This is a genomic window from Hymenobacter aerophilus DSM 13606 (genome assembly GCF_000382225.1).
GTDB lineage: Bacteria > Bacteroidota > Bacteroidia > Cytophagales > Hymenobacteraceae > Hymenobacter > Hymenobacter aerophilus.
Map to the genome: position 1 here is coordinate 157062 of NZ_KB907803.1, position 13748 is coordinate 170809.

Sequence of the window (13748 nt, forward strand, 5' to 3'; positions counted from 1 at the left end):
CGCTAAATATTTCCCTTCCAACCCAAACCCGTACTTTTGGCTTCCCCCACCCATTACCAGCCGCTTCGCTATGCAATTCGACCGCAAGGACTACTCCAACGACACCCTGCTGCACCTGTACCGCCACCTGCTCAAGCCCCGGCTGATTGAGGAGAAAATGCTGATTCTGCTGCGTCAGGGCAAGGTCAGCAAGTGGTTTTCGGGTATCGGGCAGGAGGCCATTTCGGTGGGCAGCACGCTGGCGCTGGAACCCGACGAGTACATTCTGCCCCTGCACCGCAACCTGGGCGTGTTTACGGGCCGCGATGTGCCGCTGGGCCGGCTGTTTGCGCAGTGGCAGGGCAAGGCCACCGGCTTTACTAAGGGTCGCGACCGAAGCTTCCATTTCGGCACCAACGAGCACCACATTGTGGGCATGATTTCGCACCTCGGGCCCCAGCTGGCCGTGGCCGGCGGCATTGCCCTGGCCGACGTGCTGGACGAAAAGCCCCGCGTCACGGTCACGTACAGCGGCGACGGCGGCGCTTCGGAGGGCGACTTCCACGAGGCCCTGAACGTGGCCGCCGTGTGGCAGCTGCCGGTTATCTTCATCATCGAAAACAACGGCTACGGCCTCAGCACGCCTTCCAACGAGCAGTTCCGCTTCCGCTACTTCGTGGATAAGGGCCCCGCCTACGGCATGGAAGCCGTGCAGGTCGATGGTAACAACGTGCTCGAAGTGTACGACACGGTGAAGCGCCTCGCCGAAGACCTGCGCCAGAACCCGCGCCCCGTGCTGCTGGAGGCCCTCACCTTCCGGATGCGCGGCCACGAGGAGGCCAGCGGCACCAAGTACGTGCCCCAGGAACTGTTCACCGAATGGGCCCAGAAAGACCCCGTCGAGAACTACGAAAAGTGGCTGCTCGAACAAGGCATCCTCGACGAGCAGGCCCGCATGCGCTACCGCGAAACCATTAAGCGCGAAATCGAAGAGGGCCTGAAAGAAGCCGACGCCGCCCCCGCGCCCACCCCCGACGCCGCCCGCGAGCTGGCCGATATGTACGCTTCTGTAGAAGTGAGAAGTGAGAAGTTAGAAGTGAGACAATCGGATGATGAGAACGAGAATTCATCTGTCTCACCTCTCACTTCTGACCTCTCACTTCTCACCGAAAAACGCTACATCGACGCCATTTCTGATGGGCTGCGGCAGAGCATGGAGCGGTTTCCGGAGCTGGTGCTGATGGGGCAGGACATTGCCGAGTACGGCGGCGTGTTCAAAATTACTGAGGGTTTTGTGGCCGAGTTCGGCAAGGGCCGGGTGCGCAACACGCCGCTCTGCGAGTCGGCCATTGTGGGGGCCGGGCTGGGGCTGAGCATCCGGGGCAAGAAGGCCATGGTGGAAATGCAGTTCGCCGACTTCGTGACCTGCGGCTTCAACCAGATTATCAATAACTTAGCCAAGAGCCATTACCGTTGGGGCCAGAACGCCGACGTGGTGGTGCGCATGCCCACCGGCGCCGGCTCGGCCGCCGGACCCTTCCACAGCCAGAGCAACGAGGCCTGGTTTACCCATACGCCGGGCCTGAAAGTGGTGTTCCCGAGCAACCCCGTCGATGCTAAGGGCCTGCTCTGCGCCGCTTTGGCCGACCCCAACCCGGTGCTGTTCTTCGAGCATAAGCTGCTCTACCGCAGCATCTCGGCCCCGGTGCCCGATGCGTATTACACCACGCCCATCGGCAAGGCCGCGCTGGCCCGCGAAGGCCACGAAATGAGCATCGTCACGTACGGCGCGGGCGTGCACTGGGCCCTGGCGCTGGCCGAGGAGCTCAACCTCGACTGCGACGTGCTAGACCTGCGCACGCTGCTGCCCTGGGACGAGCAGGCCGTGCGCCGCACCGTGGAAAAAACCGGCCGCCTCATTCTACTGCACGAAGACACGATGATTGGCGGCCTGGGCGGCGAAATCGGGGCCTGGGTGGCCGAAAACTGCTTCCGCAGTCTCGATGCGCCCATTATGCGCGTGGCCTCACTCGATACGGCTGTGCCCTTTGCGCCCACGCTGGAGCAGGATTTCCTGCCCCGCCAGCGCCTGCGGGCGGCCGTCGAAAAAATGCGCAGCTATTGATGTTCAACCCCATGAAGGCTTCTTTCCTGCCGGGCCGCTGGCTAGCGGTGCTGGGGCTGGCAGCGGCCTCGCTGCTGGCCCCCGCCTGCCAGCGCCACCCCTACCGCATCCCCGACCCCACGGCGCCGCCCCAGCCCATCGTGCAGCGCAACCGCAAGCCCGCCAACGAGTCGGCCGACGGGCGGGCGCTGGACGTGGAGCGCGAGGCCGTGCGCACCAAAAAGAACGTGCTCGATAAAAAAACCGGGCTGGTGAAAAAGCCCAAGTACGAGCGGCGGCGGCTGAAGCGCAAAACCGGCGGCGCCCGCAAGTTTCTGGGCATCACGCTGCCCTTTCAGAAGTAGCCGAGGCCGGCCGCGCCGCTCGCGCCCGGCATTACGCCCGGAATGCGTAGCTTACCAATAATCGGCCCCGCGGCCGCTTCTTCTCTTTTGCTCTATCCCTATGCGTTATCTGTTGATTGGGGCCCTGCTGCTGGCCCTGGCTGCCCCCGAGGCCCGGGCCCAGCTCGAGTACAGCAGCCCGGCCGCCCAGCGCAAAGCCAGCCGCCAGGCCCTGCGCGATGCCCGCAAAGTAGAGGCGCGCTACAAGGAGTCGCACCTGACGGTGCGCAAAAAGGAGTTGCGCATGCAGGCCGCCGGCCGCCTGGCCGCGCTGCCGCCGCCCGCCGACCAGCCCGACTACAAGTTCGGCCGCGACGGCACGCCGCGCGTAAGCGAACCATCGAAGGTGCATTTTCGTCTTCGTCGTAAGAAGCCCAACGCGGCGCCGGTGCAGTAGCGCCGGTTTTCCCTCTGCTTTTACTTTCCTTCTATGACCCCCTGGCAACCCCTCACCCAAGCCGACCAGCTTCTCGAAATCGTCCGCGAATCGGCCGAGCAGCCGGTACTCGTTTTCAAGCACAGCACTACCTGCTCCATCAGCGCCATGGTCAAGAGCAAGATTGAGCGGCAGTGGGCCGATGCCGGCCTCGACGATACCAAGCTCTACTACCTCGATTTGCTCAGCTACCGCCCCATTTCGCAGGAGCTGGCCCAGAAATTCCGCGTGCAACACGAGTCGCCCCAGCTGCTGCTCATCCAGGACGGCGAGTGCACCTACCACGCCTCGCACAACGGCATCCGCCTGAGCGACGTGAAGGGAAAGGTGAAATAGTGAGATGGTGAGAAAAGAACTGTCATTCTGAGCGAAGCCGGAGGCGAAGTCGAAGAATCTCGCGTGCCACAGTAATTCCTGACGACAGAGTTACCATTGCCCGCGAGATTCTTCGCTCCGCTCAGAATGACCGTGCTTTTATCACCACCTCACTACTCATATAAAAACTGAACCTGCTGCTTTATTTCGGGGTTCAGGCTAAGCGCTACCGGGCAGGTTTTGGCGGCCCGCTCCAGCAGGTCGCGCTCCTTTTGGGGCAGGGCGGCCGGCAGGCGGAACGTCAGGTCAATCTGGCCGATGCGGCGCGGGTCGCTGAGCATGTGCTTGGTGGTATCCCAGGTGGTGCTGGTCAGGTCGAGGCTGTGGCGCTCGGCCACGATGCCCATAATGGTCATCATGCACGAGCCCAGGGCCGCGCAAACCAGGTCGGTGGGCGAAAACGCTTCGCCCCGGCCCTGGTTGTCGGTGGGGGCATCGGTCAGGATGGAATTGCCCGAGCCGGCGTGGGTGGCCTCGGTGCGCAGCTGGCCGGCGTAGCGGGCGGTGATAGTGCTCATAAGAAACAGGTAAACAGGCGAAGTATGCGGGCGAATTTACGTACTTTCGGAGGGGTTGGCGGTCAGCGCCCGCCGGCGCTGTCGTTTTCTACCCGACCATTTATGCATCTTCGAACTGTACGCACCGCGGCTTACCTGGGCGGCGGCCTGTTGCTGGCCTTGTTAACTGCTCCGCGGGCTCAGGCGCAGGACCGGCCGCAGGCTCGCCCTGCAACCCAGCCCCGCACGCCGGACCAATCCCGCGCTTCAAACGAGCCTCGCTCCCAGGTCCAGCGCAAACCGGCCCGGCCGGGCATCAGCAGCGACCAGCCGTCTTACCGCAAAGAGTTCACCTACGGCATCAACTTCAACACCCGGGGCGGGCTGATTGGTGGCGTTTCGGTGCGCTCTACCCGCTTGCTTACTCAGGACTGGGCGCGTTTCTGGAGCATTGAGGCGGTGGAAATCAAGCACCCCAAGGAAAGCAAGCAGGTAACTGAGTACGGCGGCACGTATGTGCGGGGCAAAACCAACTACCTTTTCGCCCTGCGCCCCTCGTTTGGCGTGCAGCGCGTGGTTTTCCGGAAAGCCCCCGAAGCGGGCGTGCAGGTGAATGCGCTGCTGAGCGGCGGCCCCTCCATTGGCCTGCTGATGCCCTACTACATCGGTTACAACTACGCCGACCGGCAGTCTGGGGTGCTGGATGTGCGCAACGAGCAGTACGACCCCGCCAAGCACGGCGAGTCGGGTATCTACGACCGGGCCCCGCTTTTTTCGGGCGCCGGCGACACCAAGCCCATTATCGGGGCCCACGTGCGCGGCGGGCTTGACTTTGAGTTTGGCCGCTACCGCGACGCCGTGGCCGGTGCCGAAGTGGGCGTGTTGCTCGAAGCGTATACCAAGACGCCCATCATCATCCGCAACTCGGTGCTGACGCCTGACAAGTCCATCAACGACCAGTTTCTGCCCTCGGTGTACCTGACGATTTATCTGGGCAACCGCAACTAACAGGGCCGTCGCAGGGGTTTCGGCAAGCATAAGGGCTGAAAGACAAAACAACCCGGTCTTTCAGCCCTTATGCTTTTACCATTTCCTGCTTCTCCACTCCCCCCAATCCTCGTACCTTTGTGCCATGGATGATTTGTTGCTGACTCTGCCCATTATTCAGCCCCAGGCGGCTGCCCCGGCCAAGCCCCGCAAGCCCGACTGGCTGCGCGTGAAACTGCCGGTCGGCCCGGCCTACGCCAACGTGCGCCGCCTCGTCGACGAGCACAAGCTGCACACCATCTGCGAGAGCGGCAACTGCCCCAACATGGGCGAGTGCTGGGGCGCGGGCACGGCTACGTTCATGATTCTGGGCAACATCTGCACCCGCTCGTGCTCGTTCTGCGCCGTGGCCACCGGCCGCCCTTCCGAGCTAGACCTCGACGAGCCCCGCCGCGTAGCCGAGGCCATTCAGCTCATGGGCGTCAAGCACGCGGTGCTCACCAGCGTCAACCGCGACGAGCTGAAGGACCGCGGGGCCAGCGTGTGGTACGAAACCGTGGTGCAGACCAAGCAGCTCAGCCCCAGCACCACCATCGAAACCCTGATTCCGGACGTGAAGGCCAACTGGGCCGCGCTCGATACCATGATTGCCGGCGGCCAGGAAGTGGTGTCGCACAACATGGAAACGGTGGGCAGCCTCTACCGCCTCGTTCGCCCCCAGGCCAAGTACGACCGCAGCCTGGAGCAGATCCGGCGCACCAAGGACGCTGGTAAGCGTACCAAGTCGGGCATTATGCTGGGCCTGGGCGAAACCAAGGATGAGATGTACCAGGCCATGGACGACCTCGTGGCCCACGGCCTCGACATCCTCACGCTAGGCCAGTACCTGCAGCCTACCAAGCGCCACATCGAGGTGGCCGAGTTCATCCACCCCGACCTGTTTGCCCACTACCGCGAGGAAGGGCTGCGCCGGGGCCTCAAGTACGTAGAAAGCGGCCCGCTGGTGCGCTCCAGCTACCACGCCGAGCGCCACGTGAACGTGCCCATCTAAGCCGGGCTGCTAATCCGCAAAAGCTAAAAAAAGCCCGCTCTTCGTTTTGAAGAGCGGGCTTTTTGTTATTTGAAAGCTGGGCCGCCAGCTTACTCGCGGTAGGCCTGCGAGCTGGTGGGGCGGCCATCCTGGGGCGGGTAGTTGCCCAGAATGCTGGTGACGATGCGCTGCACCTCGGCTTCCGAGATGGTTTGGTTGTCTACCTGCGCCTGGCCCTGGCCGCGCCAGGCCAGTTCCTTGCGGCTGGCATCCACGAAGTCGAGAATGAGCGTGCCGGCCTTGTACTCGGTTACGTAGCCGCGGTTGTAGAGGCTGCCGTAGCCGTAGCCATAGCCGTAGTAGGGGTAGCCGTAGGGGCCGTAGGGCGAGCCCACGGCGCGCTGCTTGTCCTCGACGCGGGCACTGTAGGCCACAAACACATCGGGGTTAGCCGAGGCCTCCACCATCGTCAGGCCCTTGGAGCCCAGCTGTTGCTCGACGGCCGTGCGAATGCGCTTATCCAGGAACGACTCGTAGCCCTGGGCCGGGCCGCCCTCGGTGTCGGAGCGCTGCTGCGGGTACCAGGCCCAGGTGCGGTAGGCGCGGAAATTGACGGAATGGTCGTAATCGGAGGTGACGCCCACGCGGGCAGTCGTAGTGCAGCTGGTAGCGCCCAGCAGCAAACTCAGGCCCAGCACCGAGTAGGCGAGCGGGCGGAGCAGAAAACGGGAAATGCGGTTCATAAACGAATAAAATTCAGTGAGTAGAATCCGGCCGGCGGGTTCGGGAAAGCCCGGCGGCCGGGTTGCTTAAACAACAGCTGCAGCCGGCCGCACGTTCCCGCGCGGCCGCCAGCACCAGCGGAGCCCGGCAATAGATTAAACGCCGGAATTTGCCCCACGATTATAATTGTGGTTATCTTTTGTCGAAATTGTCATTTCCTGACCGTACTCCTATGAAGAAAACTGTACTCTACTTTGGTGCCCTGGCCCTGTTTACCGCGTCCTGCAGCTCGGCGCGCGACGATTCCCGCTCGCGCCACCCCGATTCCAAGCCCGTAGAGCATACGTCGGTGGTCGAGTGCATCCTTTACGACGGCATGACCAAAACCTCCAAGCAGCTGACCACCCTCAATGCCGGTAGTCAGGTGCAGGTGATGGATACGGTAAGCGCCTATTTCGTGAAGGTGCGCGTAACGGCCGACGGCAAGACGGAAACCGGCTACATGTACCGCACCTGCTTCGGTAAATAACCCTTCGGCCGGCTCGTGGGCAACCGGCCGGTGCGGCCGGGTGGCCAACCGGGCATAGCGCCGGGGGCTGTACTTTCGTGCCATGGCTGCATCCTCTGCTTCTGCCCCCACTCTTGAAAGCCTGACTGCCGAGCTGGCCCAGGAACGCCGCCTGCGGCTGGACGCCGAAAACCAGGCGGCTGGCCTGCGCCGCCACCTGACTTCCACCCAGCGCACCGTCGGGCGGCTCACCGACAGCATCACGCGCCTGACCCAGAACCTGCGCGTGGCCGTGCTGGTGGCCCACCAGAATGGCACGGTGGCTTTGCTCAACCAGGAACTGTGCGACCTGTTCGGCATCAGCGAGGTGCTGCCGCTGGCCCAGATCGATGGCCCGGTAGAGCCGTTGCTGGCTCGGATGCTGGCCCGCACGGCCCGGCCCGGGCTGGTGGGCCAGCGCCTTAACGCGTTGCGCAAAGCCAACCAGCGGGTGCTGGGCCAGGATCTGGAGCTGGCCGACGGCACCATTCTCGAACTTGACTTCGTGCCCCTCAGCGGCCCCGACGAGCTGGTGGCGGCCGGCTACCTGCTCTCGTTTCGGGATGTGACGCAGGCGCGCCGGGCCGAGCAGTACCTGCATTCGCTCTCGCGCATTCCGGGCCAGGACCCCAACCTGATTCTGCGCCTGCACGCCGACGGCCGGCTGCTGTACAGCAACCCCGCCGCCGAGGCCCTGCGCCAGGAATACCTCAAGCCCGACCAGGAGCCCGAGTTGGCCGGGCAGCTGTACGAGGCCGCCGGCGAGGCCCTGCGCACCCAGGCGCTGGTGCAGCTGGAGGTGGGTTTTGGCCCGCGCTGCTTTCAGCTGGCCATCACGCCTTTCCCCGAAGACCAGTACGCCAACCTCTACCTCACCGACATCACGCCCCTCAAGGAGGCTGAAAAGCGGCTGGCCGAGCAGCAGGAGTTCTACGAAACCGTGCTCAACCAGCTGCCCGCCGATGTGGCTGTGTTCGACGCGCAGCACCGCTACCTGTTCGTCAACCCGGCAGCCATCCGCAACGACGCACTGCGCCACTGGATTATCGGCCACGACGATTTTGAGTACGCCGCCTACCGCGGGCGCTCCGACGAGCAGCCCCGGCACCGCCGCCAGCAGTTCGAGCAGGTGGTGCAGCAGCGCACCACGCTGGCCTGGGAAGAGCACCTGACGGGCCCCGACGGTCCGCGGCTGGCTTTGCGCCACATGGCCCCCGTGTTCACGCCCGCCGGCGAGCTGCGCATGGTAATCGGCTACGGCATTGATATTACCGACCGTTACAACGCCGAAAACCTGCTGCGCGAGCGGGAGGCCGAGCTGCGCGAAAATCAGGCATTTGTGCGGGCCGTGGTCGATACCACGCCCAGCATTATCTGGGCCACCGACGACCGCGCCCGGGTGGTGTTCAGCAACCGCGCCTTCGGTGAGCTGCTGGAGCTGAGCAACCACCGCGAGAACCCCGAGCCCGGCAGCGCGGCGGCCCAGGAGCTGCAGGCCTTCGTCGAATCCGACCAGTACGTGCTGCGCACGGGCCGGGAGCTGGTGCTCGAAAACACCTTCACCATCCAGGACGGCACTACCATCTGGCTGCAGACGGTGAAGCGCCCGCTGGTGCGGGCCGATGGCAGCCTCAACGTGCTGGGCGTAAGCACCGACATCACGGAGATGAGAAAGGCCCGCCAGACACTGGAGAAAAGCACCAAGCAGTACCGCGACCTGATGCAGTACTCGCAGGCCCTGATCTGTACCCACGACCTGACGGGCCGGGTTTTGTCGGTGAACCCGGCGGCGGCCCAGCTCGTGGGCGCCTCGCCCGAAATGCTGGTGGGCCGCTCGCTGCGCGAGGTGCTGTCGCCCGATTTCCACGACCAGCTCGACCAGTACCTGCGCCTGGCCCACGAGCAGCAGCAGCAGCTCACGGGCCTGCTCACGCTCAGCGGCCCCGATGGCCGGCCCCACCACCTTATTTACGACAACTACCGGGTGGAAGAGCCCGGCGAGGAGCCCTACGTAATTGCCTACGGCCAGGAAATCACCGAGCGCCTGCTGGCCGAAAAGGAGCTGATCCGGGCCAAGGAAGAGGCCGAAAACACGGCCCAGGCCAAGCAGAACTTCCTGGCCAACATGAGCCACGAAATCCGCACGCCCATCAACGGCATTCTGGGCATGGCCGGGCTGCTGGCCAAAACGCCGCTCAACGAAACCCAGCAGGAGCACCTGCGGATACTGCGCAGCTCGGGCCGCCACCTGCTCACCGTCATCAACGACGTGCTGGATGTGGCCAAGATGGAGGCCGGCCAACTGGAGCTGGAGCAGGTGCCGTTTGATGTCTGCCAGCTCGTGAAAGACGCCGTGCAGAGCCTGGCCTACCGGGCCGAGGAAAAAAGTATTGAGCTGCGCATCCAGTACCTGTACCTGGCGCACCCGCTGGTCGTCGGCGACCCGGGCCGGCTCAACCAGATTCTGCTCAACCTGCTCAGCAACGCCCTCAAATTCACGCACCAGGGCTACGTGGAGCTGGGCGGCCGCCTGCTACACGAAACGGCCGAGGCGCTGGCCCTGGAGTTCTGCGTGCGCGACACCGGCATCGGCATTGCGCCCGACAAGCAGGAAAGCATCTTCGAGAACTTCGCCCAGGCCTACGCCGATATTTCGCGGCGCTTCGGCGGCACGGGCCTGGGCCTCACCATCAGCCGGCGGCTGGTAGAGCAGCTGGGCGGCCGCATGTGGGTGGAAAGCGCCGACGGGCAGGGCAGCACGTTCTACTTCACCCTCACGCTACCCAAGGCTGCCGCCCTGCCGCCCGCACCCGCCCCGCGCCCCCTGCCCGACTACGGCCGGCTGCGGGGCCGCCGGGTGCTGCTCGTCGAAGACCACCCCGTCAACCAGCAGCTGGCCTTGCTGATGCTGGAGGGCTGGGCCGTGGAGGCCTACGTAGCCTCCGACGGCCCCGAGGCCCTGCAGCAGCTCGAAGCCCGCCTCTACGACGTGGTGCTGATGGACATTCAGATGCCCGGCATGAGCGGCCTCGACGTTACGCACGAGCTGCGCCGCCACCCCGACCCGCACCGCGCCAACACGCCCGTTATTGCCCTCACGGCCAACGTTATGCGTTCCGATGATGAGCTTTACCGCGCCGCCGGGCTCGATTACCTGTCGAAGCCGTTCGAGGAGGATGAATTGTTTCATAAGCTCGAAGCCAACCTGCGGCCCGTGCCGGTGGCCACGCTGGAGGCCCAGCCGCCCCTGCCGCCCGCCGAGCCCTCGCCGCAGGTAGCAGCGCCCGAGCCCGCTGCCCTGTTCGACCTGACGCGGCTGCGCGAAACGGCGCACGGCAGCAGCATTTTCATGCAGAAAATCATCGGCTCGTTCCGCACGCACACGCCGCTAGTGGTCAGCCAGCTTCGCGAAGCTGCCGCCGCCGCCGACTGGCCCGCCGTGGGCGCGCTGGCCCACAAGCTGCGCCCCTCGCTGCTGCTGCTGGGCATTACGAGCCCCGACGACGCCATTGCGCTGCTCGAACCTCTCTCGCGGCCCGCTACCGCGCCGCTGCCCGCCGCCGATACGCTGCTGGCGGCCACCCGGCTGCTGGCCGACACGCTCACCGCCGCCGTAGAGCAGCTCGGCACCGTACGGCTGGAATAAGGTGAGATGGTGAGGTGGTGATTTGGTGAGTTTGATGTTCGAGGGCCCTGATTGCGCCATTTGCGCCGGTAGGACTTTCGAACATCAAACTCACCATTTCACCACCTTACCATCTCACCAAATCACCTCTCAGATCCGGTTCAGCTTGCTGAAAAAGGCCTCCTGGTAGGACTTGCCGATGGGCACGTGCTGGCCGCCGGGCACCACGGCCGCCCCGTCTTCGATGGCCTCGATGCGCTTGAGGTTGATGATGTAGGAGCGGTGCACGCGCACGAAATGCTCGAACGGCAGGCGCGCATCCAACGACTTCATGGTGGTGTACACAATGTATTTCTGCTTCTCGGTTACGATAACCACGTAATCGGACAGCGCCTCGATGTAGAGCACCTCATCGAAGTTGATGCGCACCATTTTGCTGTTCACCTTCACGAACAGGTCGTTGTCGGGGGGCGCGGGGGCGGCAGTGGGGGCGGGGGCAGCGGCGGCCATTGGGGTTTCGTGCTGGAGCAGGGCCCGCTGCACGGCCCGGCTGAAGCGGGCGTAGTCGAAGGGCTTCACCAGGTAATCGGTCACGCGCAGGTCGAAGGCATCGACGGCAAAATCTTCGTGGGCCGTGGTGAGGATGACGATGGGCGGGTCGGGCAGGATGCGCAACAGGTCGAGGCCGTTGAGCTGGGGCATCTGCACGTCCAGAAACAGCACATCGACGCGGTTGCCGGCCCGGAAATACTCCAGGCCCTGCAGCGCGTCATCCAGCGAAGAGACGAGCGGCAGCGAGCCGGTAAGCGAAATGTAATGTTCCAGCGTCAGCCGGTTTATCTCCTCATCATCAATAATAGCACAGGTAAGCAGCTTGGACATGCGAGGGTGGGTAAAATGAAGCGGCCAGGGAGGTGCCGCACCTGCACCTCCAAAAGTGCGCCAGAAAGGCACTTGCCGGGAAATGCAGCGGACTGGCTAAGCTAACCTTTTTGCCCGTATCTGGCAACCCTAAGCCGCTGATAGTGTTCAGCTGCGGCGGGCCATTTCGGCCGCTACCAGCGCCTGCACTTCGGGCCGCTCGTAGTCGACTTCGGCCTGAATGTGGGGCATCAGACGCTGCATTACCTGCTCCTGGGCCTGGCCGTTGGCTAGGGCTTCGGCGTAGGGCAGCTGCGAAAAGGTTACCTGCGAGTACAGCGGCAGCCACTGCTGTGGGTACTGGGCGGCCAGCTTGCCTTCAATCTTTTTCTGGAGCAGGAAGCGCGGGTCGGCTACCCGGTCGCGCATTTCATAGAAGTTGTACACGGCCAGATCGGCCATGGCATCGGTGTTGGGCTTGCGCGTGGTTTCGAAGGCCCGCATGATGCGCGGCCAGTCGGCGCCGTGCTCCTCGAGCAGCTCGGCCAGCGCGGCGCAATCCTCGAAGCCTGAGTTCATGCCCTGGCCATAGAAGGGCACAATGGCGTGCGAAGCGTCGCCGAGCAGCAGCACGTCGTCGGCGTGGCTCCACGGAAAGCAGCGCACCGTTACGAGCGAACTGGTGGGGTTGGCGAAAAACTCGGTTTCCAGGTCGGGCATCAGCGGCAGCGCGTCGGCAAAATGCTCGGCGAAAAACGTGCGCACCTGGGCCGGCGTCTGCAGGGCGGCAAACGAGGCGGCGCCTTCATAAGGGAAAAACAGCGTGCAGTTGAACGAGCCGTCGAGGTTGGGCAGCGCAATCATCATGTACTGGCCGCGGGGCCAGATGTGCAGCGCGTGCTTCTCGATGGGCCAGCTGCCGTCGGGCGCCGCGGCAATGGTCAGCTCCTTGTAGCCGTAGTCGAGGTACTGCTGCGAGTAGTTGAAGCGGTCGGTGCGCTGCATGGCCCCGCGCACGGCCGAGTAGGCCCCGTCGGCCCCGAACAGGCGCTGAAACGGTTGCGTGCGCGACTCGCCGGTGGTTTCGTCGCGCATTTCCAGCTGGCGCCGGCGCAAATCCACGCGCTGGCAGTGCTGGTCGAACTGCACCCGGATGCCGGGCTGCTGCTCCACCAGATCCAGCATGCGCCGGTTCAGGCCCGCCCTGGATACCGAGTAGATGGCCTGCCCGTCGCGGCCGTAGGGCTGAAACGTGAGCTCCCCGTCCACGCCGTGCATCATGCGGCCGCGCATGGCAATGGCCACCTCGCGCACGGCCTCGGCAATGCCCACGCCCTCCAGCGCCCGCCAGCCCCGGTCGGAAAGGGCCAGGTTGATGGAGCGCGCCTCTACTTTCACGTCGCCCCGCAGGTCGGGCCGGCGCTCAAATAGCTCGACCGTGTGGCCGTGCCGGGCCAGGTACAGCGCCAGCAGGCAGCCCACCAGCCCCGCGCCCATCACGGTAAGGGTTTCGGCGGGCGGCGGCAGGGTGGCGGGGGAAGAAGTCAGCATCGGAGAAACAGTAGGCGGGAAAAGCGAAACAAGACCCCGAAGGTACTCGATTGCGCCGGGATGCGGCCGCCAGACCGGCGCTGCCGCACGTGTTGGCCGAGCTATTCCGGGTGTTGAGCGAGAAAGTTCCGCCGCGCGGCTTTTTTTGAAATCCTGACGCCTGCTTCTCCCCGTACTTTGCATTATAAATTGATTCGGTTACCCTATTGTTGAGCTCCAATGCTACATGCTCCTGCTTTCCTCTTATACGATATAGCCTCCAAATTTGCGCGGCAGCGGCGGGCCCGTCAGCGCCAGCGCCTCATGCGCCTCACGCTAGTGTACAATCCGGCCCAGCAGACCGCCCGGACGCGGTTCCAGGCCTCTTTCCCCGAAGCCGAAAAGGCCCAGGCCGGCACCGGCACAGTAGTGCGAATCGGCGGTTACGTGGTTGGCGACGAACATTGCCCGTTGTTGTACGGCCCCACCAACATGCGCTACTGATTTGGGCCGCCGGAACCCTGTTCACCCCGTAATCACGCACGTGCTTTCCCGCCTGAATACTACTTTAGAAAAGTTCCAATCCTATAGTCATCAATGACTTGAAAGTAGGATATGCGGCATGCATACTATACTTTTGCACCCCCTTC

The 13748-nt window shown here is 64.0% G+C and carries 13 protein-coding genes; 9 read left to right on the plus strand and 4 right to left on the minus strand.

What is annotated here, in order from left to right:
• Window positions 1-70: 70 nt before the first annotated feature.
• The 4 genes from H145_RS24590 to ytxJ all read left to right on the plus strand — a co-directional run bounded on the left by H145_RS24590 (window position 71) and on the right by ytxJ (window position 3259).
• A complete protein-coding gene (locus H145_RS24590) occupies window positions 71-2104 on the plus strand; it encodes an alpha-ketoacid dehydrogenase subunit alpha/beta (RefSeq protein ID WP_019946960.1) in 2034 nt (677 codons plus the stop codon).
• An 11-nt stretch (window positions 2105-2115) separates the two neighbouring features.
• On the plus strand, window positions 2116-2448 hold the full coding sequence (locus H145_RS0104585; protein ID WP_157541170.1) for a hypothetical protein: 333 nt from the start codon (window positions 2116-2118) through the stop codon (window positions 2446-2448).
• A 100-nt stretch (window positions 2449-2548) separates the two neighbouring features.
• Entirely contained in the window at window positions 2549-2884 is a 336-nt protein-coding gene (locus tag H145_RS0104590; RefSeq protein ID WP_157541173.1) for a hypothetical protein, read from the plus strand.
• 33 nt (window positions 2885-2917) lie between these two features.
• Window positions 2918-3259: a bacillithiol system redox-active protein YtxJ gene (gene ytxJ / locus H145_RS0104595; RefSeq protein ID WP_019946963.1), complete on the plus strand. Its 342-nt coding sequence runs from the start codon at window positions 2918-2920 to the stop codon at window positions 3257-3259.
• Window positions 3260-3411: 152 nt separating this feature from the next.
• On the opposite strand, the gene H145_RS0104600 is transcribed toward ytxJ, so the two are convergent.
• Window positions 3412-3816 (minus strand): OsmC family protein, encoded by a 405-nt coding sequence (locus H145_RS0104600; protein WP_019946964.1) that lies wholly within the window; start codon window positions 3814-3816, stop codon window positions 3412-3414.
• Between the two features lie 102 nt (window positions 3817-3918).
• On the opposite strand from H145_RS0104600, the gene H145_RS19980 reads away from it, so the two are divergent.
• Together H145_RS19980 and lipA are read left to right on the plus strand one after the other, a co-directional pair.
• A complete protein-coding gene (locus tag H145_RS19980; protein ID WP_019946965.1) occupies window positions 3919-4803 on the plus strand; it encodes a hypothetical protein in 885 nt (294 codons plus the stop codon).
• A 136-nt stretch (window positions 4804-4939) separates the two neighbouring features.
• Window positions 4940-5833: a lipoyl synthase gene (lipA, locus tag H145_RS0104610; RefSeq protein WP_026351252.1), complete on the plus strand. Its 894-nt coding sequence runs from the start codon at window positions 4940-4942 to the stop codon at window positions 5831-5833.
• Window positions 5834-5922: 89 nt separating this feature from the next.
• On the opposite strand, the gene H145_RS0104615 is transcribed toward lipA, so the two are convergent.
• Window positions 5923-6555, minus strand: a complete 633-nt coding sequence (locus tag H145_RS0104615; RefSeq protein ID WP_019946967.1) for a DUF4136 domain-containing protein — start codon at window positions 6553-6555, stop codon at window positions 5923-5925.
• Window positions 6556-6767: 212 nt separating this feature from the next.
• Here H145_RS0104615 and H145_RS0104620 point away from each other — a divergent pair, with 212 nt between their 5' ends.
• Window positions 6768-7064, plus strand: coding sequence for an SH3 domain-containing protein (locus H145_RS0104620; RefSeq protein WP_019946968.1), 297 nt, complete (start codon window positions 6768-6770; stop codon window positions 7062-7064).
• Between the two features lie 82 nt (window positions 7065-7146).
• Window positions 7147-10728 (plus strand): PAS domain S-box protein, encoded by a 3582-nt coding sequence (locus H145_RS22540; RefSeq protein WP_019946969.1) that lies wholly within the window; start codon window positions 7147-7149, stop codon window positions 10726-10728.
• Window positions 10729-10857: 129 nt separating this feature from the next.
• Here H145_RS22540 and H145_RS0104630 read toward each other — a convergent pair whose 3' ends face one another.
• Together H145_RS0104630 and H145_RS0104635 are read right to left on the minus strand one after the other, a co-directional pair.
• On the minus strand, window positions 10858-11589 hold the full coding sequence (locus tag H145_RS0104630; RefSeq protein WP_019946970.1) for a LytR/AlgR family response regulator transcription factor: 732 nt from the start codon (window positions 11587-11589) through the stop codon (window positions 10858-10860).
• Window positions 11590-11736: 147 nt separating this feature from the next.
• Window positions 11737-13119, minus strand: coding sequence for an FAD-dependent oxidoreductase (locus tag H145_RS0104635; protein ID WP_019946971.1), 1383 nt, complete (start codon window positions 13117-13119; stop codon window positions 11737-11739).
• Window positions 13120-13338: 219 nt separating this feature from the next.
• On the opposite strand from H145_RS0104635, the gene H145_RS0104640 reads away from it, so the two are divergent.
• Window positions 13339-13602 carry a hypothetical protein gene (locus H145_RS0104640; RefSeq protein WP_019946972.1) on the plus strand — a complete coding sequence of 88 codons (264 nt, stop codon included), beginning with the start codon at window positions 13339-13341 and terminating at the stop codon, window positions 13600-13602.
• Window positions 13603-13748 lie beyond the last annotated feature (146 nt).

Bases quoted from the DNA above. Each gene is read 5' to 3' on its own strand.
- H145_RS0104615 (WP_019946967.1), bottom strand. From the start codon at position 6,555: ATGAACCGCATTTCCCGTTTTCTGCTCCGCCCGCTCGCCTACTCGGTG.
- ytxJ (WP_019946963.1), top strand. From the start codon at position 2,918: ATGACCCCCTGGCAACCCCTCACCCAAGCCGACCAGCTTCTCGAAATC.
- H145_RS24590 (WP_019946960.1), top strand. From the start codon at position 71: ATGCAATTCGACCGCAAGGACTACTCCAACGACACCCTGCTGCACCTG.
- H145_RS0104600 (WP_019946964.1), bottom strand. From the start codon at position 3,816: ATGAGCACTATCACCGCCCGCTACGCCGGCCAGCTGCGCACCGAGGCC.
- H145_RS0104590 (WP_157541173.1), top strand. From the start codon at position 2,549: ATGCGTTATCTGTTGATTGGGGCCCTGCTGCTGGCCCTGGCTGCCCCC.
- H145_RS0104630 (WP_019946970.1), bottom strand. From the start codon at position 11,589: ATGTCCAAGCTGCTTACCTGTGCTATTATTGATGATGAGGAGATAAAC.
- H145_RS0104585 (WP_157541170.1), top strand. From the start codon at position 2,116: ATGAAGGCTTCTTTCCTGCCGGGCCGCTGGCTAGCGGTGCTGGGGCTG.
- H145_RS0104620 (WP_019946968.1), top strand. From the start codon at position 6,768: ATGAAGAAAACTGTACTCTACTTTGGTGCCCTGGCCCTGTTTACCGCG.
- H145_RS0104640 (WP_019946972.1), top strand. From the start codon at position 13,339: ATGCTACATGCTCCTGCTTTCCTCTTATACGATATAGCCTCCAAATTT.
- H145_RS22540 (WP_019946969.1), top strand. From the start codon at position 7,147: ATGGCTGCATCCTCTGCTTCTGCCCCCACTCTTGAAAGCCTGACTGCC.
- H145_RS19980 (WP_019946965.1), top strand. From the start codon at position 3,919: ATGCATCTTCGAACTGTACGCACCGCGGCTTACCTGGGCGGCGGCCTG.
- H145_RS0104635 (WP_019946971.1), bottom strand. From the start codon at position 13,119: ATGCTGACTTCTTCCCCCGCCACCCTGCCGCCGCCCGCCGAAACCCTT.